This is a genomic window from Mucilaginibacter frigoritolerans (assembly GCF_007830615.1).
In the GTDB taxonomy this organism is placed as follows: Bacteria; Bacteroidota; Bacteroidia; order Sphingobacteriales; family Sphingobacteriaceae; genus Mucilaginibacter; species Mucilaginibacter frigoritolerans.
The window spans coordinates 45,368-68,357 of sequence record NZ_VLLI01000013.1 but is presented as its reverse complement, the minus strand read 5'-3'; the positions used below and the strand labels follow the sequence as shown (position 1 = coordinate 68,357).

Here is a 22,990-nt window from a genome sequence, read left to right as displayed (position 1 = left end):
TTGATTAACCGCTTTTTGAAAAAAGCAAATTAAAAAGTATGCTGTGGACAGGTCACTTTATATCGGTTGTTGAGTAAAATGCCTATAACAATTTCGTGGGTTCCGTTGCTAACTGTATTTAAAGCTGAAGTAGTGATATCATATGAATATCCTACATTGATAAATGAGCTGATATTTACCCCTGCAAGCACTCCAAAAGAATCATCACGGCGATAGGAACCTCCTATCCAAAACTTATCCTGAAACGATACTTTTGCATTGATATCAAAAGTTATAGGGGTTGGGTTAATCACTTTTATCAGAAATGATGGTAAAAGGGTAATATCATCCGTTAAAAACAACTTAACTCCACTGGTAATAAAGTATTGCGGAACCGTTTTGCTTTGATTGTAGGCGTTGTTGCTACTGAAATAAAGATTTTCAGGCAGCAATTGCTGAACTGAAGCACCAAAATAATAATCGGAAGCATAAAGCCATATACCAGCGCCCAAATCAGGTTTCCATTGACTGTTATTTCCATTGGCAATAGCCGGGTCGAGTGGATTTTCTAGTGTTATTTCACTTGTATTTAAATTAACGTGATCAACACCACCCTGAACACCCACGGCCAAATTCATCCTTTCTGTTATGCCAAGGTGATACGCGTAAGTGAAATCAATATTAGTAGTGGTAATAGGCCCAGCCTGATCCGAAACCAGCATAAAGCCAATACCATGATGCGGCTCTGCAGCCATATAGTTTTGTGTATATAGTCTGCTTGATGGATTTATACCGCCCTCTGCAGGGAAAGCAGTAGCATCACCTTGTAAAAAATTATCGCCTATAGGTGCAGAAAATGTTAAGTAACTGGTAACGGGTGCTCCCTGTAAACCGGTCCACTGGCTGCGGTACCCTGCTTTAACATCAGTATAATTTTCGATACCACTTACTGCAGGATTTAATAACAAGTTATTAAATACATATTGAGTATATTGAGGCTTTTGCTGCGCCCATAACACTTTCACACTGAGAACCCAAATAAATAGCAGAAGTAATTTTTTTTTCATTAATTATCAGATAATGGTATAGGTCCTGATAAAATTTCAGTGCCGTTTTTAAATTTGAACAATGAACGAACAGGTACTTATTTTTATACTGTTTACTGATTCAAATGTCATCTATTGGTATTTATAACCAATTGACGAATATACATTTTCTATAAATCCATTGTATGTTGTAATTGCACAATTTAAATTAGAATTAATTTTTTTATTCAATAAAAATGGCAATAGAACCTTTCAGGCGTAAACGTATTAAGTTTAGCAATTGTTACGACTATAATTTTAATTAAGACTGATATCGCCGGTTATAATTAAATAAACAGCAATAAAAAATTAAAATATGTAAAGTCTCGAATGAAAACGCTGATTAGTGAAAAATAGTCTATAAAGAACCAATTTGTAGTAAAAAATACAAACATTCAGATGAATGCCAAATATTGCATCCCTTCTTTGTTCTTAAAAGAACTTATCCGGGTTAGGCACCAGGTTTAAAAACTTCTCAAAATTCTCAGTATAGTGCGACTGATCCAGCTTGTAATAAAATGCACCTTTTTTGGATGACACCTTATCTTTTTCAGGCAGTTTTACCAATAAATTGGTTGATAGTAGTTTGCGGCTAAAATTACGATCATCAAACTCAGTATTATAAACCCCCTCGTAAAGGGCTTGTAACTGCGGTATAGTAAACTTTTCTGGTAATAATTGAAACAATATTGGATGCAGTGCTGCTTTATAACGCAATTGTCTTTTTGCAAGCTTCACCATTTCACTATGATCAAATATCAACTCCGGCATTTCGTTTAACAAAAACCATTCAGCATGATACTCATCACTTATCTGTTTTTCGTATTGATGGATATCAATTAAAGCAAAATAAGCCACAGATAATGTTCTTTCCACCGGGTCGCGATCAGGCTTTCCGAATACTTGAAATTGCTCCATGTAAACGTTTTTTAAGCCGGTTCTAAGTTCCAGAACACGATTGGCAGCGTCATCAGGTGTTTCTGAAGGTTGTATGAAGCCTCCCATAAGGCTCCACTTGTTTTTTTCAGGCTCAATGTTACGCTGAACCAGCAACAATTTTAAATTCCATCCGTCAAATCCGAAAATAATACAGTCTGTAGCGACCAATATTCGTTTTTGACCAGTATATCTCTGCATAATCAGGTTTATAGTTTATTTACAAGTGTAAAAATAATTATGGAGATGTGGAAATGGTTATGTCCGAAAATAGGAAAAGCCAGTTAAGTTCCAAAGAAAGTTATTTAAATTCATTATTCTTTACTTGTAACTCTTCCTATTCATATATCAGCTCACCCTTTTACCGTGTAGCAGCATATCCATAGCGTGATCAAATGAACCTGCACGGATTACTTCGCCTGAGTTGACAAAAAATATTTCATCGGCATTTTCTATAGTATTTAAACGATGTGCTATAATTACTCGTGTCGTGGTATCCGGTAATTTACTTAAAATATCGCTAAGTAGTTTTTCTGTAATGGTGTCAATATTGGCAGTTGCCTCATCCAAAATAAGTAAATCAGGATTGCGTAATACTGCGCGCATGAATGCTATCAATTGCTTTTGACCCAAACTTATACTATCACCACTTGAAAGTACATTTGTGTCCAATCCACTTTCAAAAATTGCAAGCAAGCTACCTAAATTAGCCTCTACAATAACCTTTTCCAATAGCTCATTCGTATAATTTACATATAGCTCATTACCATACAAGATATTATCACGTACCGTTCCAGTAAACAAAAATGGTTCCTGCAAAATAAAGCCTATCTTTTTGGTTCTGTCAATCGGCTCATAACCCCTTATATCTTTTCCATCAAGTAAAACAGTTCCTTTGGTTGCATCATATAAGCGAGCTATTAATGAAGCCGTTGTAGTTTTACCACCACCTGTTGGGCCAACAAGTGCATAGGTTTTTCCACGCTCCAGCTTAAAATTGATATTATGCAATATTTCCCTGCTTTCATCATAGCTAAAATGCACATTCCTGAATTCCAGTAATGAAGCAGAAGGATCAGCAACCACATTATCTATCGTTACCAGATCAGTTTCTAAGGTTAATATATGGGATATCCTGTCCCAGCCAGCCATTGCAGTTTGAAAGTTTGTCCACAATGCCGCCAATTGCCTTAAGGGATTATAAAATTGATTAGCATATGATAAATAGCTTACCAACAATCCAATAGCAAACTGGCCTTCAGAAATCAGGTAAATACCATAGGCCAAAACAATTAACTGTGCAATACTCGAAAACAAACCATATACCGGCACATAACTATTATTGGCTATACCTGCTCCTATTGCCGTATTGTAGTTTTCCTGGTTTGCTTCATCAAAACGTTTGCGAAAATAATCACGGCGGTTAAAAGCAATGATCACTTTAAAATTATTCAGGCTTTCTTGTATCTCGCCGCTCATTCCACCTACACTTTTCAGGTTTTTGGCATTTTTTCTTTTCACCCATGGGGATGTTAAAGCAGTAAAAATGAGGATAACAATTGCAGGAATAAGTGTAGCTGATCCAAGCTGAATATTTATCGACAATAAAAATATTCCTGCCCCTAGCATGGTGGCTATGCTACCAATAAACTGCATTAACGATTGTGAAAAAAACTGGTTCAGCTTATCTGTATCATTATTGATTCGCGATATCAAATCTCCAGCCTTATTTTGATTAAAAAACCCAACTGGCAACAATTGCAGCTTATTAAATATCGCATTACGAAGCGTAAACAGCATACGTTGACCAACCCCACCCATCAATATGGTTTGCAGATAACTTGATAGCAATGCCACCAGATACATACCCAGTAGTATGGCACAATTCACCAATACACCATGATAATTTTTATGTGGTACAAAAATGTACTGATCAATGGTATGCCCAATAATTAGTGGGCCGAATAAGTTTAAAGTAGAGTTAACCAAAATGGCAGTTAATGCCATTATTAAATTCTTTCTTTCGTGTGAGATGAGTTGCAACAACTTTCCCAGCGAAGACCATGTGGATGATTTGGGCGCCTTAGCCTGCAGATCATTTAGATTGTAATTCATAATTACTGGTGCTTTGTTGCGAGTTTAAAATTTGTACATATTCCGGGCTGCTTTTCATCAGTTCATTATGTTTACCGGTAGCAATGATTTCACCCTGCATTAACAGAATGATTTGGTCATAATGTTCAACAGATGCAATTTTTTGTGTTACCGAAATCAGTGTTAAACCAGGATAATTTTTCTGCACATTGGCAAGAATTTTTGTTTCGGTATTATTATCAACGCGAGCTGTAAAATCATCAAGTAATAAAACTTTAGGATTAATGGCCAATGCCCTTGCTAACATTATACGTTGTTTTTGGCCACCTGAAAGACTCGAGCCTCGTTCAGAGACAATAGTGCTTAACTTCTCTGGTAATGAACTGATAAACTCACCTAACTCTGCTGTATCAATAGCCTTTTGTAATGATTCATCTGTAACTGTATCACTAAAGGCAATGTTTTCGCGGATACTCATATTAAAAATAATACTATCCTGAAAAACAAAACCCACCTGGCTGTGGAACGATTCGCTGTTATAAACATCAATACTTTTATCATCAAAAAGAACCTCTCCCGTACTTGGTTTTATTAAACCTGTAAGCAGGTATAACAACTGTGACTTGCCCGCAGCGGTTGGGCCTATAACAGCAATTTTAGACCCTGCCTTAACCTTAAATGAAATTTGTTTCAGTGCCGGTTTCTGTCCATAAGAAACAGAAACATCTTTCAGTTCAATATCACCGTTTAAAGTCGCAGTTAGTTCCCCTTTTTCAGAAGTATCAGCAGCATCCAAAACAACATTAATACGCTGAAATGAAGCTGTTGCCTGAGCAATTATATTGCTCATAAAGCCAATAACCAAAATCGGGAATATCAATTGAGCCAGGTAGCTGTTAAATGCAGCAAAATCACCCAATGTCATAGTGTCATTTATCACAAAGTGGCCACCTAAAGCCAGAATGCTCAAAGAAGCCAAGTTTGCTGTAAAAGTAATTATAGGTATAAGGCCCGCAAAAAGTCTTAAAATAGATAGACCGATGTCTCTTGCCTCCGAATTGGCTTTTAAAAATTTATCAAACTCCAATTGCTGTGAATTGATAACACGTATTAGTGCTGAGCCTAAAATACTTTCGTTAATTACTTTATTCAACCAGTCAATAACCCCACGGCTTTTAATAAACAATGCCCTGACTTTTTTCAGTACATAAAAAAAAGTTCCACCAATAATAGGGATTATAGCAATAATACAAAGGCCTAATCTCCAATTAATAGTAAGCAGCAATATACTGGCTCCCACAATTATAAATACTGATGATACGATAGAGACTAAAGCCTGTGAAACAAAAAGCTTTATTGAATCAACGTCGGCCGTAAGATTGGTGAGCAATTTTGAAGGTGTGACCTGCTCAATAAAAACACCGCTTTGTCTCGAAATTTTATCAGAAAGTTGGGTGCGCAGATCGCGGGCTACTTTTTCTGATGTATAGGTTTGTATAATGGTTTGCAAGTAAGCAAATACAAAAATAAATAAGACAGCTAGGGTGAATTTAACCAATATTGGGTTTACATTATACTTTGAGTGCGTAAACAAACTATGGATATAATCATCAATTCCATGCGAAATAATTTTTGGAAGCCATAAGGTAACTGTATTGCTAAAGAGCGCAAACAATATAAGCAGGGTAACCAAACCCGAATAAGGCTTCAACAGGCTAAAAATACCGGGTGGTTTAGATTTGTTATCGGTTGGCTTCATTATTATATTTTATTTAGATTTAAGAGGCAGTAAAAATAACAAACAATGTTATTTAATTATGTTGACGAATGAGCAATAGAAAAATTTTATGAATTAAACAGTTTAATATGCTTTTCCCAAAGCTATTGCTATTGTTTCAACTTATTCCCGCCAGAATGAGCTAATTGAAAAATTGTATAAAGGTGATGTGATTCATGAAGCAGAAAAAACTCCAGCCATTCCATTATAGTTAATTTCCCAAATTTCGGGTGGATACCTATACGCTCCAGTTTATCTTTAGGTAAACTATTAATAAGGTGGTAAATAACTTCCCTGTCTGCCGATATTTTCTTTAGCAACTCATAAGTTGTAAATGCACAATAAATTTCAAATTCATCGTCATTTTCTGCTTTATAAACTTCAAATGTAGGATTATCAATAGCAAGGATTTTGCGCATTCGATCGATAAAAACAGGCTGATACTTAGCCAAATGTGCTATATTTTCGTGAATGCTCCATTTGCCCCGAACAGAATGTAACTGTATTCGCCTATTATTTAATTTGATAATAACAGAGGCGATAGTTTTATGTTGATTTTTTAAACGCTCAGTTAATGATGAATAAATCATATGTCCTAATAAACGAAAGTTTTTTAAAATGTTATAGCGATTTCTGTATTATTTTTGAGATTAATCACCCATTTATTTTTTGTAACAGCATTAAGATATTGGTTAAAATAAGTTACCTAAATAATTACGATACATTTAACAAACATTAAACAATGACCCTAAATTTTGACCGTAATGTAGATTATGTACTGGAAGATGACCGTGTACTATTAACCCCTTTAAAGGAAACTGATATTGAATTTCTTTTGCCATTTGCACTAAATGAACCGGAAACTTGGAAATATTCGCACCAAAGTGCTAAAGGTGAACAGGGCTTGCGTACCTATATTAATGAAGCACTTAAAAACAGGGCAACAGGTGATGAATATCCTTTTATTGTATTTGATAAACAAACCTCATCATATGCCGGCAGTACGCGCTTTTATGATATTAAAATGCATTGGCAAACCGTACAATTGGGCTATACCTGGTATGGCGAAAAATTTAGAGGAACAGGGCTAAATAAACATTGTAAGTTTTTACTGCTTCAATTTGCTTTTGAAAAAATGAATGCGTTAAGGGTTGAATTTAGAGCCGATGCCAGAAATGAGTTGAGTATTGCAGCCATGAAAAGCATTGGCTGTAAATCAGAAGGTATTTTAAGAAGCAACATGCCTTTACACGGAGGTGGAAGAAGAGATTCCATCGTTTTAAGTATCTTAAAAAATGAATGGGAAAATGATGTAAAGGAAAGTCTTGGCAGAATATTAAAATAATGTTTCCTTCTACTAGAAATGCTCTTCTATTTATATTATTGACTCTAACTTAAAAAAAGTCAGAAAAGACATATTTATGTCATACTTTCAATTTTTACTGATTTTTATTGCTGTATAGCGTGATAAGCGGATATTTACGAACCTTATTGAAGTAACAAAAACAAAGTTTTTTAATCTATTAAAAAAACATTTAAGTGGAAACTATACTAAATATCATAGATCTGGGTAAAACCTATCAAAGTGCCGGGCGTATACTTACGGTTCTTGATCAAATTAATTTTTCTATTACCAAAGGTTCAACAAATGCTATTGTAGGGCCATCTGGAAGTGGCAAAACAACACTACTGGGTTTGTGTGCAGGGTTGGACAGATCGAGTTCGGGCATAGTTGAATTAAATGGCATTAATCTGGGCAATTTATCAGAAGACCAAAGAGCACAGGTGCGTAATCAATATATTGGTTTTATTTTTCAGAACTTTCAGCTATTGCCTACCCTAACCGCATTGGAAAACGTAATGGTTCCATTAGAGCTAAGAGGTGAAAAGAATATCAAGGCACGAGCAATGGATCTACTTGATAAAGTGGGTCTTGCAGACAGGAGTCACCACTACCCTGCTCAACTTTCGGGCGGTGAACAACAAAGGGTATCATTGGCCCGCGCTTTTTCTAATTCTCCATCTATATTATTTGCTGATGAACCTACAGGTAATTTGGATGCTGAAACCAGCGAAAAGGTAGTTAAACTGATATTCGATCTAAACAAAGAAGCCGGTACTACATTGGTATTGGTTACACATGATCTGGAACTGGCAGCTAAAACCCAGCGCATTATTCGTATAAAAGGCGGCAAACTGGTTGCCGACGAAAAAACCATAAACGGATAAACGGGCATGGAAAACAAACGGAGCATAAATATCCCCTGGCTTTTTCAGATGGCCTGGCGCGACAGTCGCAGAAACCGTTCGCGGTTATTATTATTCATATCAGCCATTATATTTGGTATTGCTGCCTTGGTAGCGATATACTCGTTCAGATTTAATTTGGAGAAAGATATTAACGCCCAGGCCGCAACGCTTATAGGTGCTGATTTATCCATAACAGGCAACAAACTAGCAGACGTTACCATAAAACCACTGCTGGATTCATTAGGCGATAAAAGATCAGAAGAGCGGAGTTTCGTTTCCATGATCTATTTCCCAAAAGGTAATGGCACACGTTTAGTACAGATTCGTGCATTACAGGGTGATTTCCCCTATTATGGGAGCTTAGAAACTACGCCAGAGCAAGCCGGCCAGGCTTTTAGAAATAAAAAAATGGCTTTGGTTGATAAAACGCTGATGCTGCAGTTTAATGCACATGTAAACGATTCTATAAAAATTGGCAATGTGACCTTTTCCATTGCGGGAGTTTTGAATAAAGCACCTGGGCAAACTGGTGTATCAACGAGTATTGCGCCTATTGTTTATATACCATTACAATATCTGGAACAGACCGGGCTTTCAAAAAAAGGTAGCCGTATCAATTATAGTTTTTACTATAAATATAACCATCCTGTAAATATGGATAAGCTTATTAAAAGTATTGACCCGAGGTTAGATAAAGCTGAAATGAATTACGAAACCATTGAAACCCGCAAGGAAAACACGGGCCGTTCATTTGGTGATTTAACGCGGTTTCTTTCCCTAGTTGGTTTCATTGCACTTCTACTTGGTTGTGTTGGCGTCGCCAGTGCCATACACATTTATATCCGCGAAAAAATTGCATCAATTGCTATACTACGTTGTCTTGGAGTAAAAGCGTCCGAAGCATTTATTATTTTTCTTATTCAAATTGTTGGAATCGGTATTATCGGTTCTATAACAGGCGCATTTCTGGGTACACTTATCCAGCATGTTTTGCCTATGATATTAAAGGATTTTTTACCCTTTACCATTTCAACAGCTATATCATGGCTGGCTATAGGACAGGGAATTTTATTAGGAGTGATCATTTCCATTCTTTTTGCATTATTACCCCTTATCTCCATCAGAAATATATCACCGCTAAATACCCTCAGGATCACCTTTGAAGATATAAACTTGGTACGTGACCCTTTCAGATGGCTGGTTTATTTATTGATCCTTGCTTTTGTTATCACTTTTAGCTTTTTACAACTTGATAGCTGGCTGGCAAGTGTATTTTTCACTATCGGTATTCTGATTGCTTTTATGATACTGGCCTTTACAGCCTGGTTATTAATGAAGGTTATGCGCATCATCATCCAGAGTACATGGAGCTATTTAACGCGTCAGGGCTTTGCCAACCTTTACCGGCCAAACAATCAAACTATTATCCTTATTGTATCTATTGGATTGAGTACTGCATTTATTTGCACGCTATTCTTTATACAAAGTATCCTGATTAATCAGGTTAACCTGTCATCGAGCGGCAACCAGGCTAATATGATTTTATTTGATATCCAAAGCAGTCAGGAAAAATCTATTGCTGAGCTCACCAAACAACAAAAGCTTCCTGTTTTACAACAAGTGCCTATTATTACCATCAGGCTGGAAAGCATCAACGAAAAAACGGCAGCAGATTTGAGAAAAGATTCTACCCTTAAAATTTCAAAGCATGTGTTCTCTAATGAATATCGTGTTACTTACCGTGATACATTAACACCATCGGAAAAAATAATAAAAGGCGAATGGATTGGCAAAGCCGATGTTGGCAAGGATATACCTGTATCCATAGAGGATAATTTTTCCAAGCGTAATCACATTAATGTTGGCGATCATTTAGTTTTCAATGTACAGGGACTTAACATGACAACTGTAGTTGCAAGTGTAAGACAAGTGAACTGGAATAAAATTCAAACCAATTTCCAAATCTTGTTTCCGAAAGGTGTATTGGACGATGCTCCACAATTTCATGTGCTGCTTACTCATGTGCCGTCGTCAAAAGTTTCCGCCAAATATCAGCAGGCTATAGTAAAACAATACCCTAACGTTTCTATCATTGACCTGGGCCAAGTTTTGGTAACTGTAGATGATTTACTGGATAAAATAGGCTACATTATCCGTTTTATGAGTGCATTTAGTATTATTACAGGCATTGTAGTATTAATTGCCTCTGTAAGAATAAGCAAATATCAGCGGATCCGCGAAAGTGTATTATTACGTACACTGGGAGCCAGCCGCAAACAAATATTTGTGATTACTACCTTAGAATATCTATTTTTAGGAGCACTATCAGCGTTAACTGGTATTGTAATTGCATTAGCAAGTAGTTGGTTACTGGCAAAATATAGTTTCGAAATCCCCTTTGCTATAAATTTACTACCAGTTGCTGCATTATTTTTAATTATTTCATTGTTGACAGTTGTCATTGGACTATTAAACAGCAGAGGTGTACTAAATAAGCCTCCGCTGGAAGTGTTGAGAGCTTCCTGATCAGTCTTAAAATTAACTTTTGACTTATAATTGGGATTAAAAAAATAAAAATGTTCAAATTCAAAATACTTTCGCTGGCTTGCATAATATTTATTTTTGAAGCCTGCGGTAATAATAAAACATCTACATCGCAAACTTCGGTAACGACTGAAAAACCTGATAGTTCATCGTCATCAAAAACTATTTTATTTTTTGGAGATAGTCTTACCGCCGGTTATGGGCTTGATGATCCGTCACAGGCATACCCGTCAGTAGTTCAAAACAAAATTGACTCCGCAAAGCTTCCTTACAAAGTAGTCAATGCAGGTGTTAGTGGCGAAACATCAGCGGGCGGAAAAGGAAGGATCAACTGGATCTTAAAACAGCATGTTGATGTTTTTATATTGGAATTGGGGGCCAACGATGGTTTAAGAGGTATTCCAGTAAGTGAAACCATTAAAAATCTACAGGATATTGTTAATGCCGTAAAAGCAAAATACCCGGATGCTAAATTAGTAATGCTAGGTATGCAGGTACCGCCCAATATGGGCACAGCCTATGCGTATAGTTTCAAGGCGATTTTTCCTGAACTAGCTGCAAAAAATAAAATGACATTAATGCCGTTTCTTTTAAAGGATGTGGGCGGTGTGCCTTCTTTAAATCAAAAAGATGGTATACATCCAACAGCCGGAGGGGCTAAAATTGTAGGCAACAACGTTTGGCATGTTTTGCAGGATGTGCTGACTGGAAAGAGCTGAAGACCGCATCATATTTAATAATTATTTTTTTTCGGCTTCATCCTACCTAGTTATAGGATGATTATCTTCGCCAGCAAAATATAAAAATATGAGTAAAACGAAACTTACCATAAACAATAATGGTTCGGTTAAAATTGAAGGCGATTTTGAAATTGTAGACATGCAGGGTAATGAATATGGTTTGCAGGGCAGAACAATAGTTTCTATTTGTCGTTGCGGCTTATCAGCCAATAAACCTTTTTGCGATGGCTCACATAAAGGTCACTTTGAGCATAATGCAATTGCATTTGATCTTCCACCCAAAAAAGTTTAATTATAGGTAATCCAAACAATTGAACAATCTTTAAATTCGGCAATGGCTAAGGCAAAAATTAACGGAGTTGAACTTAATTACAAGGTTACCGGCAGTAAAGCACCTTTAGTTTTAATACATGGACACCCTTTTGACCATACCATGTGGTATCCGCAAGTTATTGAGTTTTCTGATGATTACCAGGTAATAACACCTGATTTAAGGGGCTATGGCAACAGCAGCCTGCCCCATCATCCGGTAAATACAAAATTTGAAGATTACGCCACCGATGTATTGCAACTGCTGGATTATTTAAATGTAGATCGTTTTCATTTGGCCGGCTTGTCAATGGGGGGCCAAATTATTATGGAGATATTTCGCCAGGCACCCAACAGGATAAAATCATTAATATTTGCTGATACTTTTGCTGGTTTAGATACTCCAGAAATAAAGCAAGGCCGCTATGATGCTGCCAACCGTTTGGAAAAAGAAGGAATGGATGCGTATGCTGACGAGGTGATTTATAAAATGATCCGCCCAAAACATGTTAGTTCAATGCCTGAGGTGGCTGAACATGTTGTTAAAATGATGAAAGCAACCGCTCCTGAGGCTGCTGCCACAGCTCTAAGAGCCAGAGCTGAAAGAATTGATTATCTTACTAAAGTACTACCGCAAATTAATGTTCCTACGCTGGTAATTGTTGGCCGAGAGGATGAGTTTACTCCTGTTGCAAAAGCAGAAGAACTTAAAGCAAACCTACAGAATTGCAAACTGGTTATTATTGAAGATGCCGGACATATGCCCAATCTGGAGCACCCGAATGAATTTAACCAGGCTGTAATATATTTCCTGGAAAGTATAAGTAACCCTCCAGGTACTTCGCTTTAAAACTATTTACTTACTGGTAATATGTTTACGGTGCGCAGAACCCCACTTATATAATTCAATAACAACGGATTTTAAGGTTTTACCATACTCGCTTAATTCATATTCTACTGTTATAGGTGCTGTGTTATGCACGTACCTGGTAGCCAGATCATTCATTTCAAGATCCTTAAGCTCTTTTGATAACATTTTGGATGTAATGCCAGGTATTTCTCTTTGAATTTCTTTAAATCGTTTTCGGCCAAACTTTAAAGAAAAGATGATCTGCAATTTCCATTTCCCACCCAAAATATCCAGGGAATCCCTTAATGGCAACAACATCTGAAGAAAATCTTCATAAGATAAATCCGGGGGCAAATTTTCTAAATCATAATCAGTAGTATCCATACTTTGTAATAAACTATAAATATATTTAATTGAATTCTTTTCTTACCCGGTTTCTCAAAGTATACTGGTATACTAAAGTATAGCATCATTAATAACTACTTCACTTACCATAGCTTTGTTCTGTTAATTTAAACAGATGATAAAAAATATAATCAAAAATATCTATCAGATTGATCTGGGAGTTGTCAATTGCTATCTGATTGATGATAGCGGAGCTTTAACACTGATAGATACGGGCGTTGACGGTGCTGAAAAAAAGATATTTAAAGCACTGGCAGAAATTGGGAAGAAACCAACTGATCTTAAACAAATAATCCTAACTCATTTGCATCCTGATCATGCAGGTTCAGCAGCAGTAATTCAGCAAATGCTTAATATTCCGGTTTATGCTCATTATACAGATGCTGCATTAATTGAAAAAGGAATTGGGATGAGAGAACCGATGACAAGGACACCAGGCTTTATATCATGGCTGGTATATAGTTTATTGCTCAAAAAGGCGCCAAAGACGATTACCCCAGTGAGCAATATTATTAAATTAAACGATGAACAGGTATTGCCAATACTCGCCGGAGCGAAAGTAATTCATTCACCAGGGCATTCGGCTGGTCATATCTCTTTATTGATTGAGAAAGAGGAATTATTAATTGCGGGAGATATTTGCATGAACACAAACGGTCTTGTTGATTACAGTATTTTGTATGAAGATGTAACCCTGGCAAAACAGACACTGAAAAATATATCGAAATACAATTTCAAAATTGCTTGTTTTGGGCATGGTAAACCAGTAATGAGTAGTGCAAGTAAAAAAATGACTGAAAAATTCAGTTAGAGCTAGCAGTATTTAGAAAGTTGTTATGCTTTACATAGCAGCTTTCACCAATTCAAGGGTCTTAACAGTATCGGTGTATAGCTGATCGTATAGTTTTTTTTCTAAAACATCTTTGCTGATCAATTTACTACCCATTCCAACGGCGCAGGCTCCGGCTTGGAACCATCCGCTTATATTTTTAGCAGTTAAATCAACTCCGCCTGTTGGAATAAAAAGCTGGCCGGGAAACAGCTCTCTGATTGAACTGATAAAAGCCTGACCAACAATATTGGCAGGAAATATTTTAACCAGGTCGGCACCATTTTTTTTGGCACTATACACCTCCGTAGGTGTCATACAACCCGGAATCCAGAGTAGTTTATGTTTTTGAGCTACTTTAGCTACTTCCGGGTTAATGATTGGACAAACTATAAAATCAGCCCCTGCATCAATAAAAGCTTCTGCATCTGACACATTTTTTATAGTGCCTATACCCAGTAGTAATTCTGGCATTTCTTTTTGCTGAGCCTTTTTGAGCACCTTAAAATTATCAAGCGCCTGTTTACCCCTATTGGTATACTCCAGCACCCTTATACCCGCTTTGTATAATGTGCGCGCAACCTGAAGACTCACTTCAGCATCTTCAAAAAAAAACAAGGGTAACATTCCTTGGGTTAAGATGCTGTTTAATACGGCTTTTTTAATTTTCATTTGATTGAATTTTCTATTTCTGCTACAGTTTTGGTAGTTGAATCGCCATTAATAAATAACTTTTCAAATGCAGCAGCGGTAGCAAATTCAAGCGTTTGCTGTGGATCAAGGTTTTTGTAGAGCCCATAAATAAGACCGGCCATAAAACAATCGCCGCTTCCCACTTTGTCTGTAACCTTACTCGTATCGTACTGATTTGAAGTATAAAATTGCCCGTTTATAAAAAGTGATGTATAATAAGTTATTTCATTAGTAGCATCAAAGCGAAAGGTATTAGCAACAGCCTGACATCCTCGATAACGTTCCTTAATAGCCTCGGATGTTTTTAATGATTCCCTTAAATATATACTTTTTTGCCCACTTTTGTGAATATCAGGAATAACAGGGATACCCAGCATCTTTTCGGCTGCCCAAACGTTTCCCATTATTATATGGCAATATTTTACCAAATCGGGCATTATCTCTACCGGCGACTTACCATATTGCCATAATTTGGCCCGGTAATTCATATCAACGGATATGGTAATATTCCTCTTTGATGCAGCTTCAAGAGCTTCCATACAAACATCAGCCACGTTTTGACTTATTGCCGGACAGATGGCACTAAAATGAAACCAACTTACTCCATTCAACAATTTGTCCCAGTCGATCTGTCCTGTTTGCAACGCTGAAAATGATGAATTGGCACGGTCATAAATCAGTGCATTGTGTTTCAGATCCTGTCCCTGTGTCAGGTAGTAAAGGCCTATCCTATCTCCTGACTTGACAATTGCGGAGGTATCAATCCCTTTCTCCTGTAAAAACACTATAAGCTGGGCCGACATGCCATTATCCGGCAACGCAGTAAAATATCCTGATGGTAATCCCCAAAGAGAAAGTGCTGTAGCCACATTTAATTCTGCACCGCCAACATAAAACGGCAGTCGATTTTCATTAAGCCATTCGCCATTCGCATCCGGGCAAATACGCAGCAGCAATTCGCCAAAGGAAAGCACCTTACCTGTATGTTTACCGACAGTTAGACTCATTTTATTTTATCGAAATCAAAATACCTTTTAGCATTATAGTAGCAGATGTCCTGTATAATTTTTCCGGTCCAGGTGATATCATTTGGCAGTTCGCCATTTTCAATATCGTTACCAAAAAGATTACATAATATGCGTCGGAAATACTCGTGTCTTGGGAACGACATAAAACTACGTGAATCAGTAAGCATTCCAACCATACGGCTCAACAGGCCCATGTTTGATATTGTATTTAACTGTTTTGTCATTCCATCCTTCTGATCAAGGAACCACCATGCCGAACCAAATTGCATCTTCCCGGCTATAGAACCATTGTTAAAATTACCGGCCATAGTTGCCATCATTTCGTTATCTGATGGATTAAGATTATACAGAATGGTTTTGGTAAGTTTATTTTCGGCTTGTAGCTTATTTAAAAATTTAGACAAAGCACGACCTTGCTGAAAATCACCGATAGAGTCATAACCTGTATCAGGGCCGGCTTCTTTTAAAGCACGGGTGTTATTATTACGTAAAGCACCTAAATGAAACTGTTGTACCCAATCTTTTTCATGATCCCAAACCGAAAAATAATACAACATTGCCGATTTAAACTTCATCACATCTTCTGAAAATAAAACTTGCTCTGTCCTTATCTTTGTAAATATTGCTTTTATCTCGCTTTCGGTACAACTTTCGGCATATAAATGCTCCAAACCATGATCGGAGATACTACAGCCACTGGCAGCAAAGAAATTGTGACGTCTTTTTAATACATCCAGATACATGTCAAAGCTGTTGATCTTTAAACCAGCAACCTCTTCCAAACGGTTAATATAAATATTAAGTGATTTGGTATTATCAGCCTCCATTGCCTTATCAGGCCTGAAAGCAGGCAGAACCTTTACTCCATAACCGTCTTTTTTTATTTTATGATGATGTGCCAGGTCATCGGCCGGATCATCGGTAGTACAAACTACCTCCACGTTCATTTTTTTAATCAGGTTCCTGACACTATATTCCGGCGATTGCAGCTTTTCACTGCATTCATCAAATATTTTACGCGCTGTTGCAGGCGACAGTAATTCATGGATATTAAAATAACGCTGCAACTCCAGATGCGTCCAATGATATAATGGATTACGAAGCGTATATGGTACCGTAGCTGCCCATTTTTCAAACTTTTCAAAGTCTGTTTTATTCCCGGTAATATAGGCCTCTCCTATTCCATTGGCACGCATTGCCCGCCATTTATAATGATCGCCTAAAAGCCAAACTTTCGTAAGGTTATCAAAGTTAATATCATCAGCAATTTGATCAGGCGGTAAATGGCAGTGATAATCAATTATAGGTAATGCCGCTGCATATTCATGGTATAAACGTTTAGCAGTCTCTGTTTCCAGCAAAAAATCTTCATTTAAAAAACTCTTCATCTCTGAATTATTTTGCCGGATTTACGGCAAAAACTATTGGGGTTATAAGGTTTAACTTTCCGGCAGCAATATACTTTTTATATAGCAATTGTTACAAAAACATTAAGGGTTAAATTGATTAATTTAAAGTTACACTACAAATTTACAAAAGCATGTATTGATTTGGCCAAATATTAATCAACATATTTAAAACACTATCCTTTTATAATTATTACTACAATATTAATAAACAACTATTATGGAAAAACATATTGTTAAAGTTTTAAAAACAGAGATGGTAACGCATAATGTTAAGCGATTCACTCTGGAAAAACCAAAAGGCTATTCATTCATATCCGGACAAGCCACTGACGTATCTATCAATAAACACGGTTTAGAAAATGAATTTCGGCCTTTTACTTTTACCTGCCTTAATAGTGATAATCATCTTGAATTTACTATCAAAATTTACAAAGGGCATAATGGTATTACCGAAAGGCTACTGGATGTTAACAGCGGAGACGAATTGATATTACACGACGTATTCGGTGCTATAAATTATAAAGGACCAGGGTTGTTTATAGCAGGCGGGGCGGGTATAACACCGTTTATATCTATTTTACGAATGCTGAAGCATGACCATAAACTGACAGGTTGCACCCTGCTATTTGCTAACCGAACCGAAGATGATATTATTATTAAAGATGAACTGGATGAAATGCTGGGAGAAAACCACATTGATATTATTTCAAAGCCTAAATCTACTGGCAAACAAGGGAGACGTATTGATATAGAATTACTGAAACAGTTTGTTAGTAAACAATATCAATATTACTATATCTGCGGGCCTGATGAATTTGTATCCGGACTAAAAACTAATCTGATTGAACTCTGCGTAAACGAAAAGAATATTGTTATTGAAGAATAAAGTCTTAAAAATGAAAAGAGAATCCTTAATATTAAATAAGGATCCTCTTTTTCGTATAGGTAGATGATATGCTGATCAAGCTGCTTTTTTAATTGAAGCCTGTTTGTTTTCCTGAATCATTCTAAAATGCTGAAGATCTTTTTTCAATGACGCTCTTAATTCTAAATCGATTGCTTTTAATATTACACGGGTGTTAGTTGAAGTTTTCATAAGTTAATTTTTTAGCTGCATAGGTTTATACCAACACCGTGCCATAATATTGGTTAGTGCTTTAAAATCTATTCGCTTCTATAAAAATTCAATAATGTAATAGAAAATCCATAGAAAAAAGACGTGTTATCGTATACTGAAGAGATACAGAGCTGCTTAAAAAAGTATACATTTTGCTTCAAAACCACCTTTAAGTAGTTATTTTAAGGTTTTATTGAAACACGTCTAATTATTAACGGCAAAGTTTGTTTAATACATCAGCATGTTGCGGAAATGCTACAGTTAGTGTTCGTTTATCGGCCATTTCAAACTCGCTGAATTCAAAACCGGGCGCAACATTGCAGCTTACCAACGTAAATTCGCTTTTCGATGGTATTTCAGCAGTAAACCATAGTCCTGCTTTAACAGCCACAGACAAACTCCCTGAGGGGCAATCAGACAATTCAAATTTAAAGTAGTTTCCATCTTCATCTATACTATGAATAAGCAGGGGCACTCCTTTATGGAAGTACCATAACTCGTCAGACGAAATACGATGAAATCCTGAGAAATCGGCCCCTTCCAATAAATAATAAATTGATGTACAGGCTTGTCTGATTTCAGTCTCACCTTGCCTGTTTACCGGCTGAAGGGAGCGAAACACTTCTTTATAATATCCACCTTCGGGATGAGGCTGAAGATCTAAGTGTTTAATCCAGTATTTGCCGATTTGAGCATTCATGATATGAACTAAGATTTATAAATTTAAATTACAGAAATATTGTATGATCATTCAATCTTATAAATCTTAGCTTTAAATAAGCGAAGAGCAATTATGCAATAACCACTTCAGGTTCAACTTGTTTTTTTGCCTTTTTCTCTGCCACATAAAGTACAATCATCAGGATTAAACCAGTCGCGAAAAAGCAATCTAATGCTAAGGCTGAATCACGCATTTCACCTGTTACTGCTTCAACCCACCCAAATGTGAATAAGCCTACTACTATTGCTAGTTTTTCGGTCACATCATAAAAACTAAAAAATGAAGCGGTATCAGGGATATTAGGTGGTAAGTATTTTGAATAGGTTGAGCGTGATATGGACTGTACGCCACCCATTACAGCACCAACTACAATTGCAGCGGCAAAAAACTGTGGCGTATTAGCTATAAAAAACACCAACAGACAAAGCACCGTCCAGATAGACACCAGGCCTATGAGCGTTCTCACGTTACCGTACTTACCTGATACTTTTGAAGTAAGCCATGCTCCGATAACCCCAACAACCTGAATGGAAAGAATAATCTCAATCAATACATCATCAGACATGTGAAGTTCTTTAGATGCAAAGTTAGCGGCAACCAGCATAATAGTTTGTACACCAACAGAATAGAAAAAGAAGGATAATAGAAAACGCTTTAACAAAGGCATTTTCTGAACCTTTTTGAAAACTTTACCCAGCTCCTTAAAACCACCAGTTAACACATTGTAATTTTGCTTCTTAACGCTCGGCTCGCCTTTTGGTAACAGTCTGAAAGGAATAATGGAAAAGCCCATCCACCAAAAGAAAATAAGCAGGAATGACATACGTTCAGGAATTGCCTGCAATACGTCTTCTTTTAAGCCAAACCAAGTCGGTTGTTGTATTACAACTAAACACAAAAGCTGCATAATTAAACTACCCGCGTAGCCATACATAAAGCCTTTTGCACTCACATTATCCATTTGATCATCAGTAGCAATTTGGGGTAGATAGGAGTTGTAAAAAACAAAGCCGCCACAATATCCAATACAAGCCAATCCATAAAATATTAATGGAAGTTCAAGGGCTGGCGTACCGTGTGCTACAGGTTTAAACCAAAACAGGCCGGCACAGGATAAAGCCCCAAGCCAGGTAAAAAATTGGAGATATAATTTCTTGTTCCCCTTATAGTCGGCAATGGAGGTTAGTATAGGTAACAGAAGCACAATCAGCATGTATGATAAACCTAAAGCATAGGTTAGCAATACTGTATTTACAAACTTGTGCCCAAAAAAGGTAACTATATCGTGATTAGCATTGTGATAGGTTGTGTAAAACACATAATAAGCCGGAAATATGGTGGAGGTGATCACCATATTATAGGATTGATTGGCCCAATCAAACATGCACCAGGCCCAGATCGTTTTTTTGTTGTTTTTTGCTTCCATACTGACTCTAAAAGTATATAAATTTTAGAGTTTACAAAAATTGAGGCGAGAAACTTAGTATTTAAAGATAGCAATCGCAACTTTTGAAGTTGAATCAGCTTCAAAAATCACAATATGAGAATTATTTTGATCGGTTTAGTTGTTATAAAATTGAGTTGGTGTATCTGATTTTAGTTTAGATTGTTTTATACAGTTAATATAATCTAAGCTTACAAATAGCCCTAAATTCCCCTTACATCAGATGCTTTTATCCAGCCTTCATTACCGTTGATGAGTTTAATTTTTATCCAGTCGTTATTATAATCTTCAACGTTTACTTTGGTTCCATCATGAATTACAAACAAAGACGATGATTTATCTACCGGACCACTTTTTACGGTTACTGAATTGGTGAAAACAATTGCCTGTTTATGGCTATCAAAATAACTCACTTGTCTGCCGGCCATAAAAATTAATATCAGTCCGAAAAAGAACCCAATTATAGCAGCATAAAAAGAATATTTTTTAATTGAAAAAGCACCAGCAAAAAAGTAAAGAATTAACAATCCGGATGCTGCTAAAAAGAATACAATACTTAAAATAGATAACGTATTTAAAGAAGATGAAAAAATAAATGATTTCCACCACCTTGTAAGGAAAAACTCCGGTATTTCATCAACCTTATCGGTTGTTTTTGAATTAGCCAGGCGAATATTAAAATTTATATCTTCATCATTTGGTGCAAGCTTATGAGCCTTTTCAAAATAAAGAATTGCAGAAGGTATATCATCTAACTTATAACTGGCATTACCCATGTTATAATAAACCGTAGAAGATTGATAGCCGCCGTTCAATAATTCCTGATAAGTATTTAATGCCTCCTTGTATTGCCCTTTTGCATAAAGTGCATTACCTTTTTCAAATAATTGAGGTGCATTATCATTACCAAATGAACATATTGGTAAAACAAGCCATATAAAAATATATAATGAGCGTTTAAGCATATTAAATTTCACTTTCAATATCGTTTATTATACCTTTTGCCTTGTCAAATACTTCCTGTTCAGAGATATGAGTTACCGGCGCATAACGTGCCATTTCACATAAATCAAGTGTATCTAATAATCGTTTAATTAGTTGTTCATTTACTGATTTTGCCCTTAATGCTGATGCGATAGTTTCTCTATCAAGATTGGCATACAAAATATTCAGTTTATCACTCAGGTATCCATATAAACCTTTAAATATGGCTTCGTAAAATCCCTTTGTATTTTTAATATTTAATTGTAGCTGGGCATTTGCCAAATGTTTGGCAGCTATTTTACCGGCGCGTTTACTTTTTACTTTAACAACGTCACTATTCTCTTTCCTGACTTTGTTACGATAAATAAATGCACCTGCACATAAAACAGGGCCTAAACTAATCAATAACCAATATCCAAACGATCCAAAAAACATATCATCTGCATTGCTTAAATCGCCATTGGTTTTAATATACCTGATATCCTTACCTAATATTTTCAGGTCTTCCTTTTCTGTACCTGAAAAAGCAGTTACATTACTTTCAGCAGCCCCTTTATTTACTTTAACATGAAAAGGTTGTGATTCAAGCGTCACATATTTTCCTGTATTCGGATTAAAATAAGAAAATTTCAGGGGTTCAATAGTGTAATCCCCCTGATGCCTTGGAATTAGTAGGTAATTATAGATTCTGCTTCCTGATACGCCTTTTATATCTTCTGTAACTGTATCGGTAACTTTGGGGTCATACTTCTCAAAATCAGCAGGGAAATTAACCGTTAAAGGTTTAAACAGCTTAATATTACCAGATCCGGTTATTTTAACCTTATAATTTATGGCATCATTTGTTTTTACTTCTGTTTTATCAATGCTGGCATCAATAGTAAACTTGCCAACAGCACCAGCAAAACCACCTGGTTTACCTTCTTCGGACAAAGGCTTTACATGAATGGTTACTGGGGCACTCTGTGCTTTGTATTTAACTTGTCTGTACGAACCAAAAAACTGATCCATAATATCTCTTGAAGCCACCGGTTGCCTAACTATAAAAACCATAGACAATGGATCGATAGTTAAATTACCATCATGCTCAGGAAATAAAATACTCTGCTTAATATCAGCTACCTTGTATTGCTGTCCTTTATAAGTTTCAGTATTCCATTGCACCTGTTGTGGCCGCTTAACATCTTCACTCCAAAAACCATTTAAGTCAGGTAATTTATCAGGCTGACTATCATCTATACCAACACGTGTATATAAGCGATAACTTACCGTTACCTGCTGTCCATCATAAACATTATTTTTATCAACTACAGCCCTTATAAATAATAGCTTAGAAAGATCGGAAGTGTTTGGAGGAGGCGTGTTATCTGTTTGATTATTTTGTTGTGCATTATTTTGAGGAACCGGACGGCCCTTTATCACTTTAATTTTAATGGGTTGAGTGCTTAGTCTTCGTCCGTTAACAACCATTGTTGCTGGAGCAATTGTAAATTCGCCTTCTTTAGCTGCCATTAAAATATAGCTGTACGAAGTACTAACGGTTGTATTTCCATTAATAGACTCCATACTGGTAGATACATTTGGCCCCGATAATATCTGAAAATCGTTAATGTTAGGTGGCCTGAAATCATCACCATTACCATTTACAGAAAAAGTAATTTCAAATTGCTCACCAGTACCTACCTCTGTTTTACTTGCCGATGCAGTAAACTTTATTCCATCAGCCAATAAAAGGTTTGCACAGAGCAACAGAAACGATAATATAAAATATTTAATCTTCATTATTTAATCTAACT

Annotated in this window: 22 protein-coding genes; 8 read left to right on the top strand and 14 right to left on the bottom strand. The window is 36.4% G+C overall.

Annotated features, from left to right (window positions below; all coding sequences use genetic code 11):
- Positions 1 to 29: 29 nt before the first annotated feature.
- From JN11_RS19675 to JN11_RS19655, 5 genes are all read right to left on the bottom strand, one after another.
- The gene (locus JN11_RS19675) at positions 30 to 1,046 is read right to left on the bottom strand and encodes a PorP/SprF family type IX secretion system membrane protein (RefSeq protein WP_144915341.1); all 1,017 of its coding nucleotides are present in this window, start codon (positions 1,044 to 1,046) and stop codon (positions 30 to 32) included.
- Positions 1,047 to 1,496: 450 nt separating this feature from the next.
- Positions 1,497 to 2,201 (bottom strand): NUDIX hydrolase, encoded by a 705-nt coding sequence (locus JN11_RS19670; protein WP_144915340.1) that lies wholly within the window; start codon positions 2,199 to 2,201, stop codon positions 1,497 to 1,499.
- Between the two features lie 147 nt (positions 2,202 to 2,348).
- On the bottom strand, positions 2,349 to 4,115 hold the full coding sequence (locus JN11_RS19665) for an ABC transporter ATP-binding protein (protein WP_144915338.1): 1,767 nt from the start codon (positions 4,113 to 4,115) through the stop codon (positions 2,349 to 2,351).
- Positions 4,096 to 5,853 (bottom strand): ABC transporter ATP-binding protein, encoded by a 1,758-nt coding sequence (locus JN11_RS19660; RefSeq protein WP_144915336.1) that lies wholly within the window; start codon positions 5,851 to 5,853, stop codon positions 4,096 to 4,098. The genes JN11_RS19665 and JN11_RS19660 overlap by 20 nt, the downstream gene beginning before the upstream one ends.
- A gap of 128 nt (positions 5,854 to 5,981) precedes the next feature.
- Entirely contained in the window at positions 5,982 to 6,461 is a 480-nt protein-coding gene (locus JN11_RS19655) for a DinB family protein (protein ID WP_144915334.1), read from the bottom strand.
- Between the two features lie 152 nt (positions 6,462 to 6,613).
- Here JN11_RS19655 and JN11_RS19650 point away from each other — a divergent pair, with 152 nt between their 5' ends.
- The 6 genes from JN11_RS19650 (at position 6,614) to JN11_RS19625 (ending at position 12,564) form a co-directional block, all read left to right on the top strand.
- The gene (locus tag JN11_RS19650) at positions 6,614 to 7,216 is read left to right on the top strand and encodes a GNAT family N-acetyltransferase (RefSeq protein ID WP_144915332.1); all 603 of its coding nucleotides are present in this window, start codon (positions 6,614 to 6,616) and stop codon (positions 7,214 to 7,216) included.
- Between the two features lie 194 nt (positions 7,217 to 7,410).
- A complete protein-coding gene (locus JN11_RS19645; RefSeq protein WP_144915330.1) occupies positions 7,411 to 8,100 on the top strand; it encodes an ABC transporter ATP-binding protein in 690 nt (229 codons plus the stop codon).
- Between the two features lie 6 nt (positions 8,101 to 8,106).
- Positions 8,107 to 10,647, top strand: a complete 2,541-nt coding sequence (locus tag JN11_RS19640; protein WP_144915329.1) for an ABC transporter permease — start codon at positions 8,107 to 8,109, stop codon at positions 10,645 to 10,647.
- Between the two features lie 50 nt (positions 10,648 to 10,697).
- Complete coding sequence (locus JN11_RS19635) at positions 10,698 to 11,384, top strand: arylesterase (protein ID WP_144915327.1); 687 nt, start codon at positions 10,698 to 10,700, stop codon at positions 11,382 to 11,384.
- An 88-nt stretch (positions 11,385 to 11,472) separates the two neighbouring features.
- Positions 11,473 to 11,697, top strand: a complete 225-nt coding sequence (locus JN11_RS19630; RefSeq protein ID WP_144915325.1) for a CDGSH iron-sulfur domain-containing protein — start codon at positions 11,473 to 11,475, stop codon at positions 11,695 to 11,697.
- Positions 11,698 to 11,739: 42 nt separating this feature from the next.
- A complete protein-coding gene (locus tag JN11_RS19625; RefSeq protein WP_144915323.1) occupies positions 11,740 to 12,564 on the top strand; it encodes an alpha/beta fold hydrolase in 825 nt (274 codons plus the stop codon).
- Positions 12,565 to 12,570: 6 nt separating this feature from the next.
- On the opposite strand, the gene JN11_RS19620 is transcribed toward JN11_RS19625, so the two are convergent.
- Positions 12,571 to 12,948 (bottom strand): winged helix-turn-helix transcriptional regulator, encoded by a 378-nt coding sequence (locus JN11_RS19620; protein ID WP_144915321.1) that lies wholly within the window; start codon positions 12,946 to 12,948, stop codon positions 12,571 to 12,573.
- 136 nt (positions 12,949 to 13,084) lie between these two features.
- On the opposite strand from JN11_RS19620, the gene JN11_RS19615 reads away from it, so the two are divergent.
- A complete protein-coding gene (locus JN11_RS19615) occupies positions 13,085 to 13,780 on the top strand; it encodes an MBL fold metallo-hydrolase (protein ID WP_144915319.1) in 696 nt (231 codons plus the stop codon).
- A gap of 30 nt (positions 13,781 to 13,810) precedes the next feature.
- Here JN11_RS19615 and JN11_RS19610 read toward each other — a convergent pair whose 3' ends face one another.
- From JN11_RS19610 to uxaC, 3 genes are read right to left on the bottom strand one after another with little or no spacing between them, the layout of a single operon-like run.
- Complete coding sequence (locus JN11_RS19610) at positions 13,811 to 14,470, bottom strand: bifunctional 4-hydroxy-2-oxoglutarate aldolase/2-dehydro-3-deoxy-phosphogluconate aldolase (RefSeq protein ID WP_144915317.1); 660 nt, start codon at positions 14,468 to 14,470, stop codon at positions 13,811 to 13,813.
- Positions 14,467 to 15,498, bottom strand: a complete 1,032-nt coding sequence (locus JN11_RS19605; RefSeq protein WP_144915315.1) for a sugar kinase — start codon at positions 15,496 to 15,498, stop codon at positions 14,467 to 14,469. The genes JN11_RS19610 and JN11_RS19605 overlap by 4 nt, the downstream gene beginning before the upstream one ends.
- Positions 15,495 to 16,907, bottom strand: coding sequence for a glucuronate isomerase (gene uxaC, locus JN11_RS19600; protein WP_144915314.1), 1,413 nt, complete (start codon positions 16,905 to 16,907; stop codon positions 15,495 to 15,497). Before uxaC ends, JN11_RS19605 begins: the two co-directional genes overlap by 4 nt.
- 238 nt (positions 16,908 to 17,145) lie before the next feature.
- Here uxaC and JN11_RS19595 point away from each other — a divergent pair, with 238 nt between their 5' ends.
- Positions 17,146 to 17,814 (top strand): FAD-binding oxidoreductase, encoded by a 669-nt coding sequence (locus tag JN11_RS19595; protein ID WP_144915313.1) that lies wholly within the window; start codon positions 17,146 to 17,148, stop codon positions 17,812 to 17,814.
- Positions 17,815 to 17,889: 75 nt separating this feature from the next.
- Here JN11_RS19595 and JN11_RS24865 read toward each other — a convergent pair whose 3' ends face one another.
- From JN11_RS24865 to JN11_RS19575, 5 genes are all read right to left on the bottom strand, one after another.
- Positions 17,890 to 18,024, bottom strand: a complete 135-nt coding sequence (locus JN11_RS24865; RefSeq protein WP_262713296.1) for a hypothetical protein — start codon at positions 18,022 to 18,024, stop codon at positions 17,890 to 17,892.
- A 232-nt stretch (positions 18,025 to 18,256) separates the two neighbouring features.
- Positions 18,257 to 18,745, bottom strand: a complete 489-nt coding sequence (locus JN11_RS19590) for a cupin domain-containing protein (RefSeq protein ID WP_144915311.1) — start codon at positions 18,743 to 18,745, stop codon at positions 18,257 to 18,259.
- Between the two features lie 91 nt (positions 18,746 to 18,836).
- The gene (locus tag JN11_RS19585; RefSeq protein ID WP_144915309.1) at positions 18,837 to 20,192 is read right to left on the bottom strand and encodes an MFS transporter; all 1,356 of its coding nucleotides are present in this window, start codon (positions 20,190 to 20,192) and stop codon (positions 18,837 to 18,839) included.
- Positions 20,193 to 20,413: 221 nt separating this feature from the next.
- A complete protein-coding gene (locus tag JN11_RS19580) occupies positions 20,414 to 21,175 on the bottom strand; it encodes a tetratricopeptide repeat protein (protein WP_144915307.1) in 762 nt (253 codons plus the stop codon).
- 1 nt (position 21,176) lies between these two features.
- Positions 21,177 to 22,976 (bottom strand): BatD family protein, encoded by a 1,800-nt coding sequence (locus JN11_RS19575; protein ID WP_144915305.1) that lies wholly within the window; start codon positions 22,974 to 22,976, stop codon positions 21,177 to 21,179.
- Between the last annotated feature and the right edge of the window lie 14 nt (positions 22,977 to 22,990).

What these genes read in the sequence shown, in the direction of transcription:
- JN11_RS19675 (WP_144915341.1), bottom strand. Translation starts at nt 1,046, where the DNA reads ATGAAAAAAAAATTACTTCTGCTATTTATTTGGGTTCTCAGTGTGAAA.
- JN11_RS19670 (WP_144915340.1), bottom strand. Translation starts at nt 2,201, where the DNA reads ATGCAGAGATATACTGGTCAAAAACGAATATTGGTCGCTACAGACTGT.
- JN11_RS19665 (WP_144915338.1), bottom strand. Translation starts at nt 4,115, where the DNA reads ATGAATTACAATCTAAATGATCTGCAGGCTAAGGCGCCCAAATCATCC.
- JN11_RS19660 (WP_144915336.1), bottom strand. Translation starts at nt 5,853, where the DNA reads ATGAAGCCAACCGATAACAAATCTAAACCACCCGGTATTTTTAGCCTG.
- JN11_RS19655 (WP_144915334.1), bottom strand. Translation starts at nt 6,461, where the DNA reads ATGATTTATTCATCATTAACTGAGCGTTTAAAAAATCAACATAAAACT.
- JN11_RS19650 (WP_144915332.1), top strand. Translation starts at nt 6,614, where the DNA reads ATGACCCTAAATTTTGACCGTAATGTAGATTATGTACTGGAAGATGAC.
- JN11_RS19640 (WP_144915329.1), top strand. Translation starts at nt 8,107, where the DNA reads ATGGAAAACAAACGGAGCATAAATATCCCCTGGCTTTTTCAGATGGCC.
- JN11_RS19635 (WP_144915327.1), top strand. Translation starts at nt 10,698, where the DNA reads ATGTTCAAATTCAAAATACTTTCGCTGGCTTGCATAATATTTATTTTT.
- JN11_RS19630 (WP_144915325.1), top strand. Translation starts at nt 11,473, where the DNA reads ATGAGTAAAACGAAACTTACCATAAACAATAATGGTTCGGTTAAAATT.
- JN11_RS19625 (WP_144915323.1), top strand. Translation starts at nt 11,740, where the DNA reads ATGGCTAAGGCAAAAATTAACGGAGTTGAACTTAATTACAAGGTTACC.
- JN11_RS19620 (WP_144915321.1), bottom strand. Translation starts at nt 12,948, where the DNA reads ATGGATACTACTGATTATGATTTAGAAAATTTGCCCCCGGATTTATCT.
- JN11_RS19615 (WP_144915319.1), top strand. Translation starts at nt 13,085, where the DNA reads ATGATAAAAAATATAATCAAAAATATCTATCAGATTGATCTGGGAGTT.
- JN11_RS19610 (WP_144915317.1), bottom strand. Translation starts at nt 14,470, where the DNA reads ATGAAAATTAAAAAAGCCGTATTAAACAGCATCTTAACCCAAGGAATG.
- JN11_RS19605 (WP_144915315.1), bottom strand. Translation starts at nt 15,498, where the DNA reads ATGAGTCTAACTGTCGGTAAACATACAGGTAAGGTGCTTTCCTTTGGC.
- uxaC (WP_144915314.1), bottom strand. Translation starts at nt 16,907, where the DNA reads ATGAAGAGTTTTTTAAATGAAGATTTTTTGCTGGAAACAGAGACTGCT.
- JN11_RS19595 (WP_144915313.1), top strand. Translation starts at nt 17,146, where the DNA reads ATGGAAAAACATATTGTTAAAGTTTTAAAAACAGAGATGGTAACGCAT.
- JN11_RS24865 (WP_262713296.1), bottom strand. Translation starts at nt 18,024, where the DNA reads ATGAAAACTTCAACTAACACCCGTGTAATATTAAAAGCAATCGATTTA.
- JN11_RS19590 (WP_144915311.1), bottom strand. Translation starts at nt 18,745, where the DNA reads ATGAATGCTCAAATCGGCAAATACTGGATTAAACACTTAGATCTTCAG.
- JN11_RS19585 (WP_144915309.1), bottom strand. Translation starts at nt 20,192, where the DNA reads ATGGAAGCAAAAAACAACAAAAAAACGATCTGGGCCTGGTGCATGTTT.
- JN11_RS19580 (WP_144915307.1), bottom strand. Translation starts at nt 21,175, where the DNA reads ATGCTTAAACGCTCATTATATATTTTTATATGGCTTGTTTTACCAATA.
- JN11_RS19575 (WP_144915305.1), bottom strand. Translation starts at nt 22,976, where the DNA reads ATGAAGATTAAATATTTTATATTATCGTTTCTGTTGCTCTGTGCAAAC.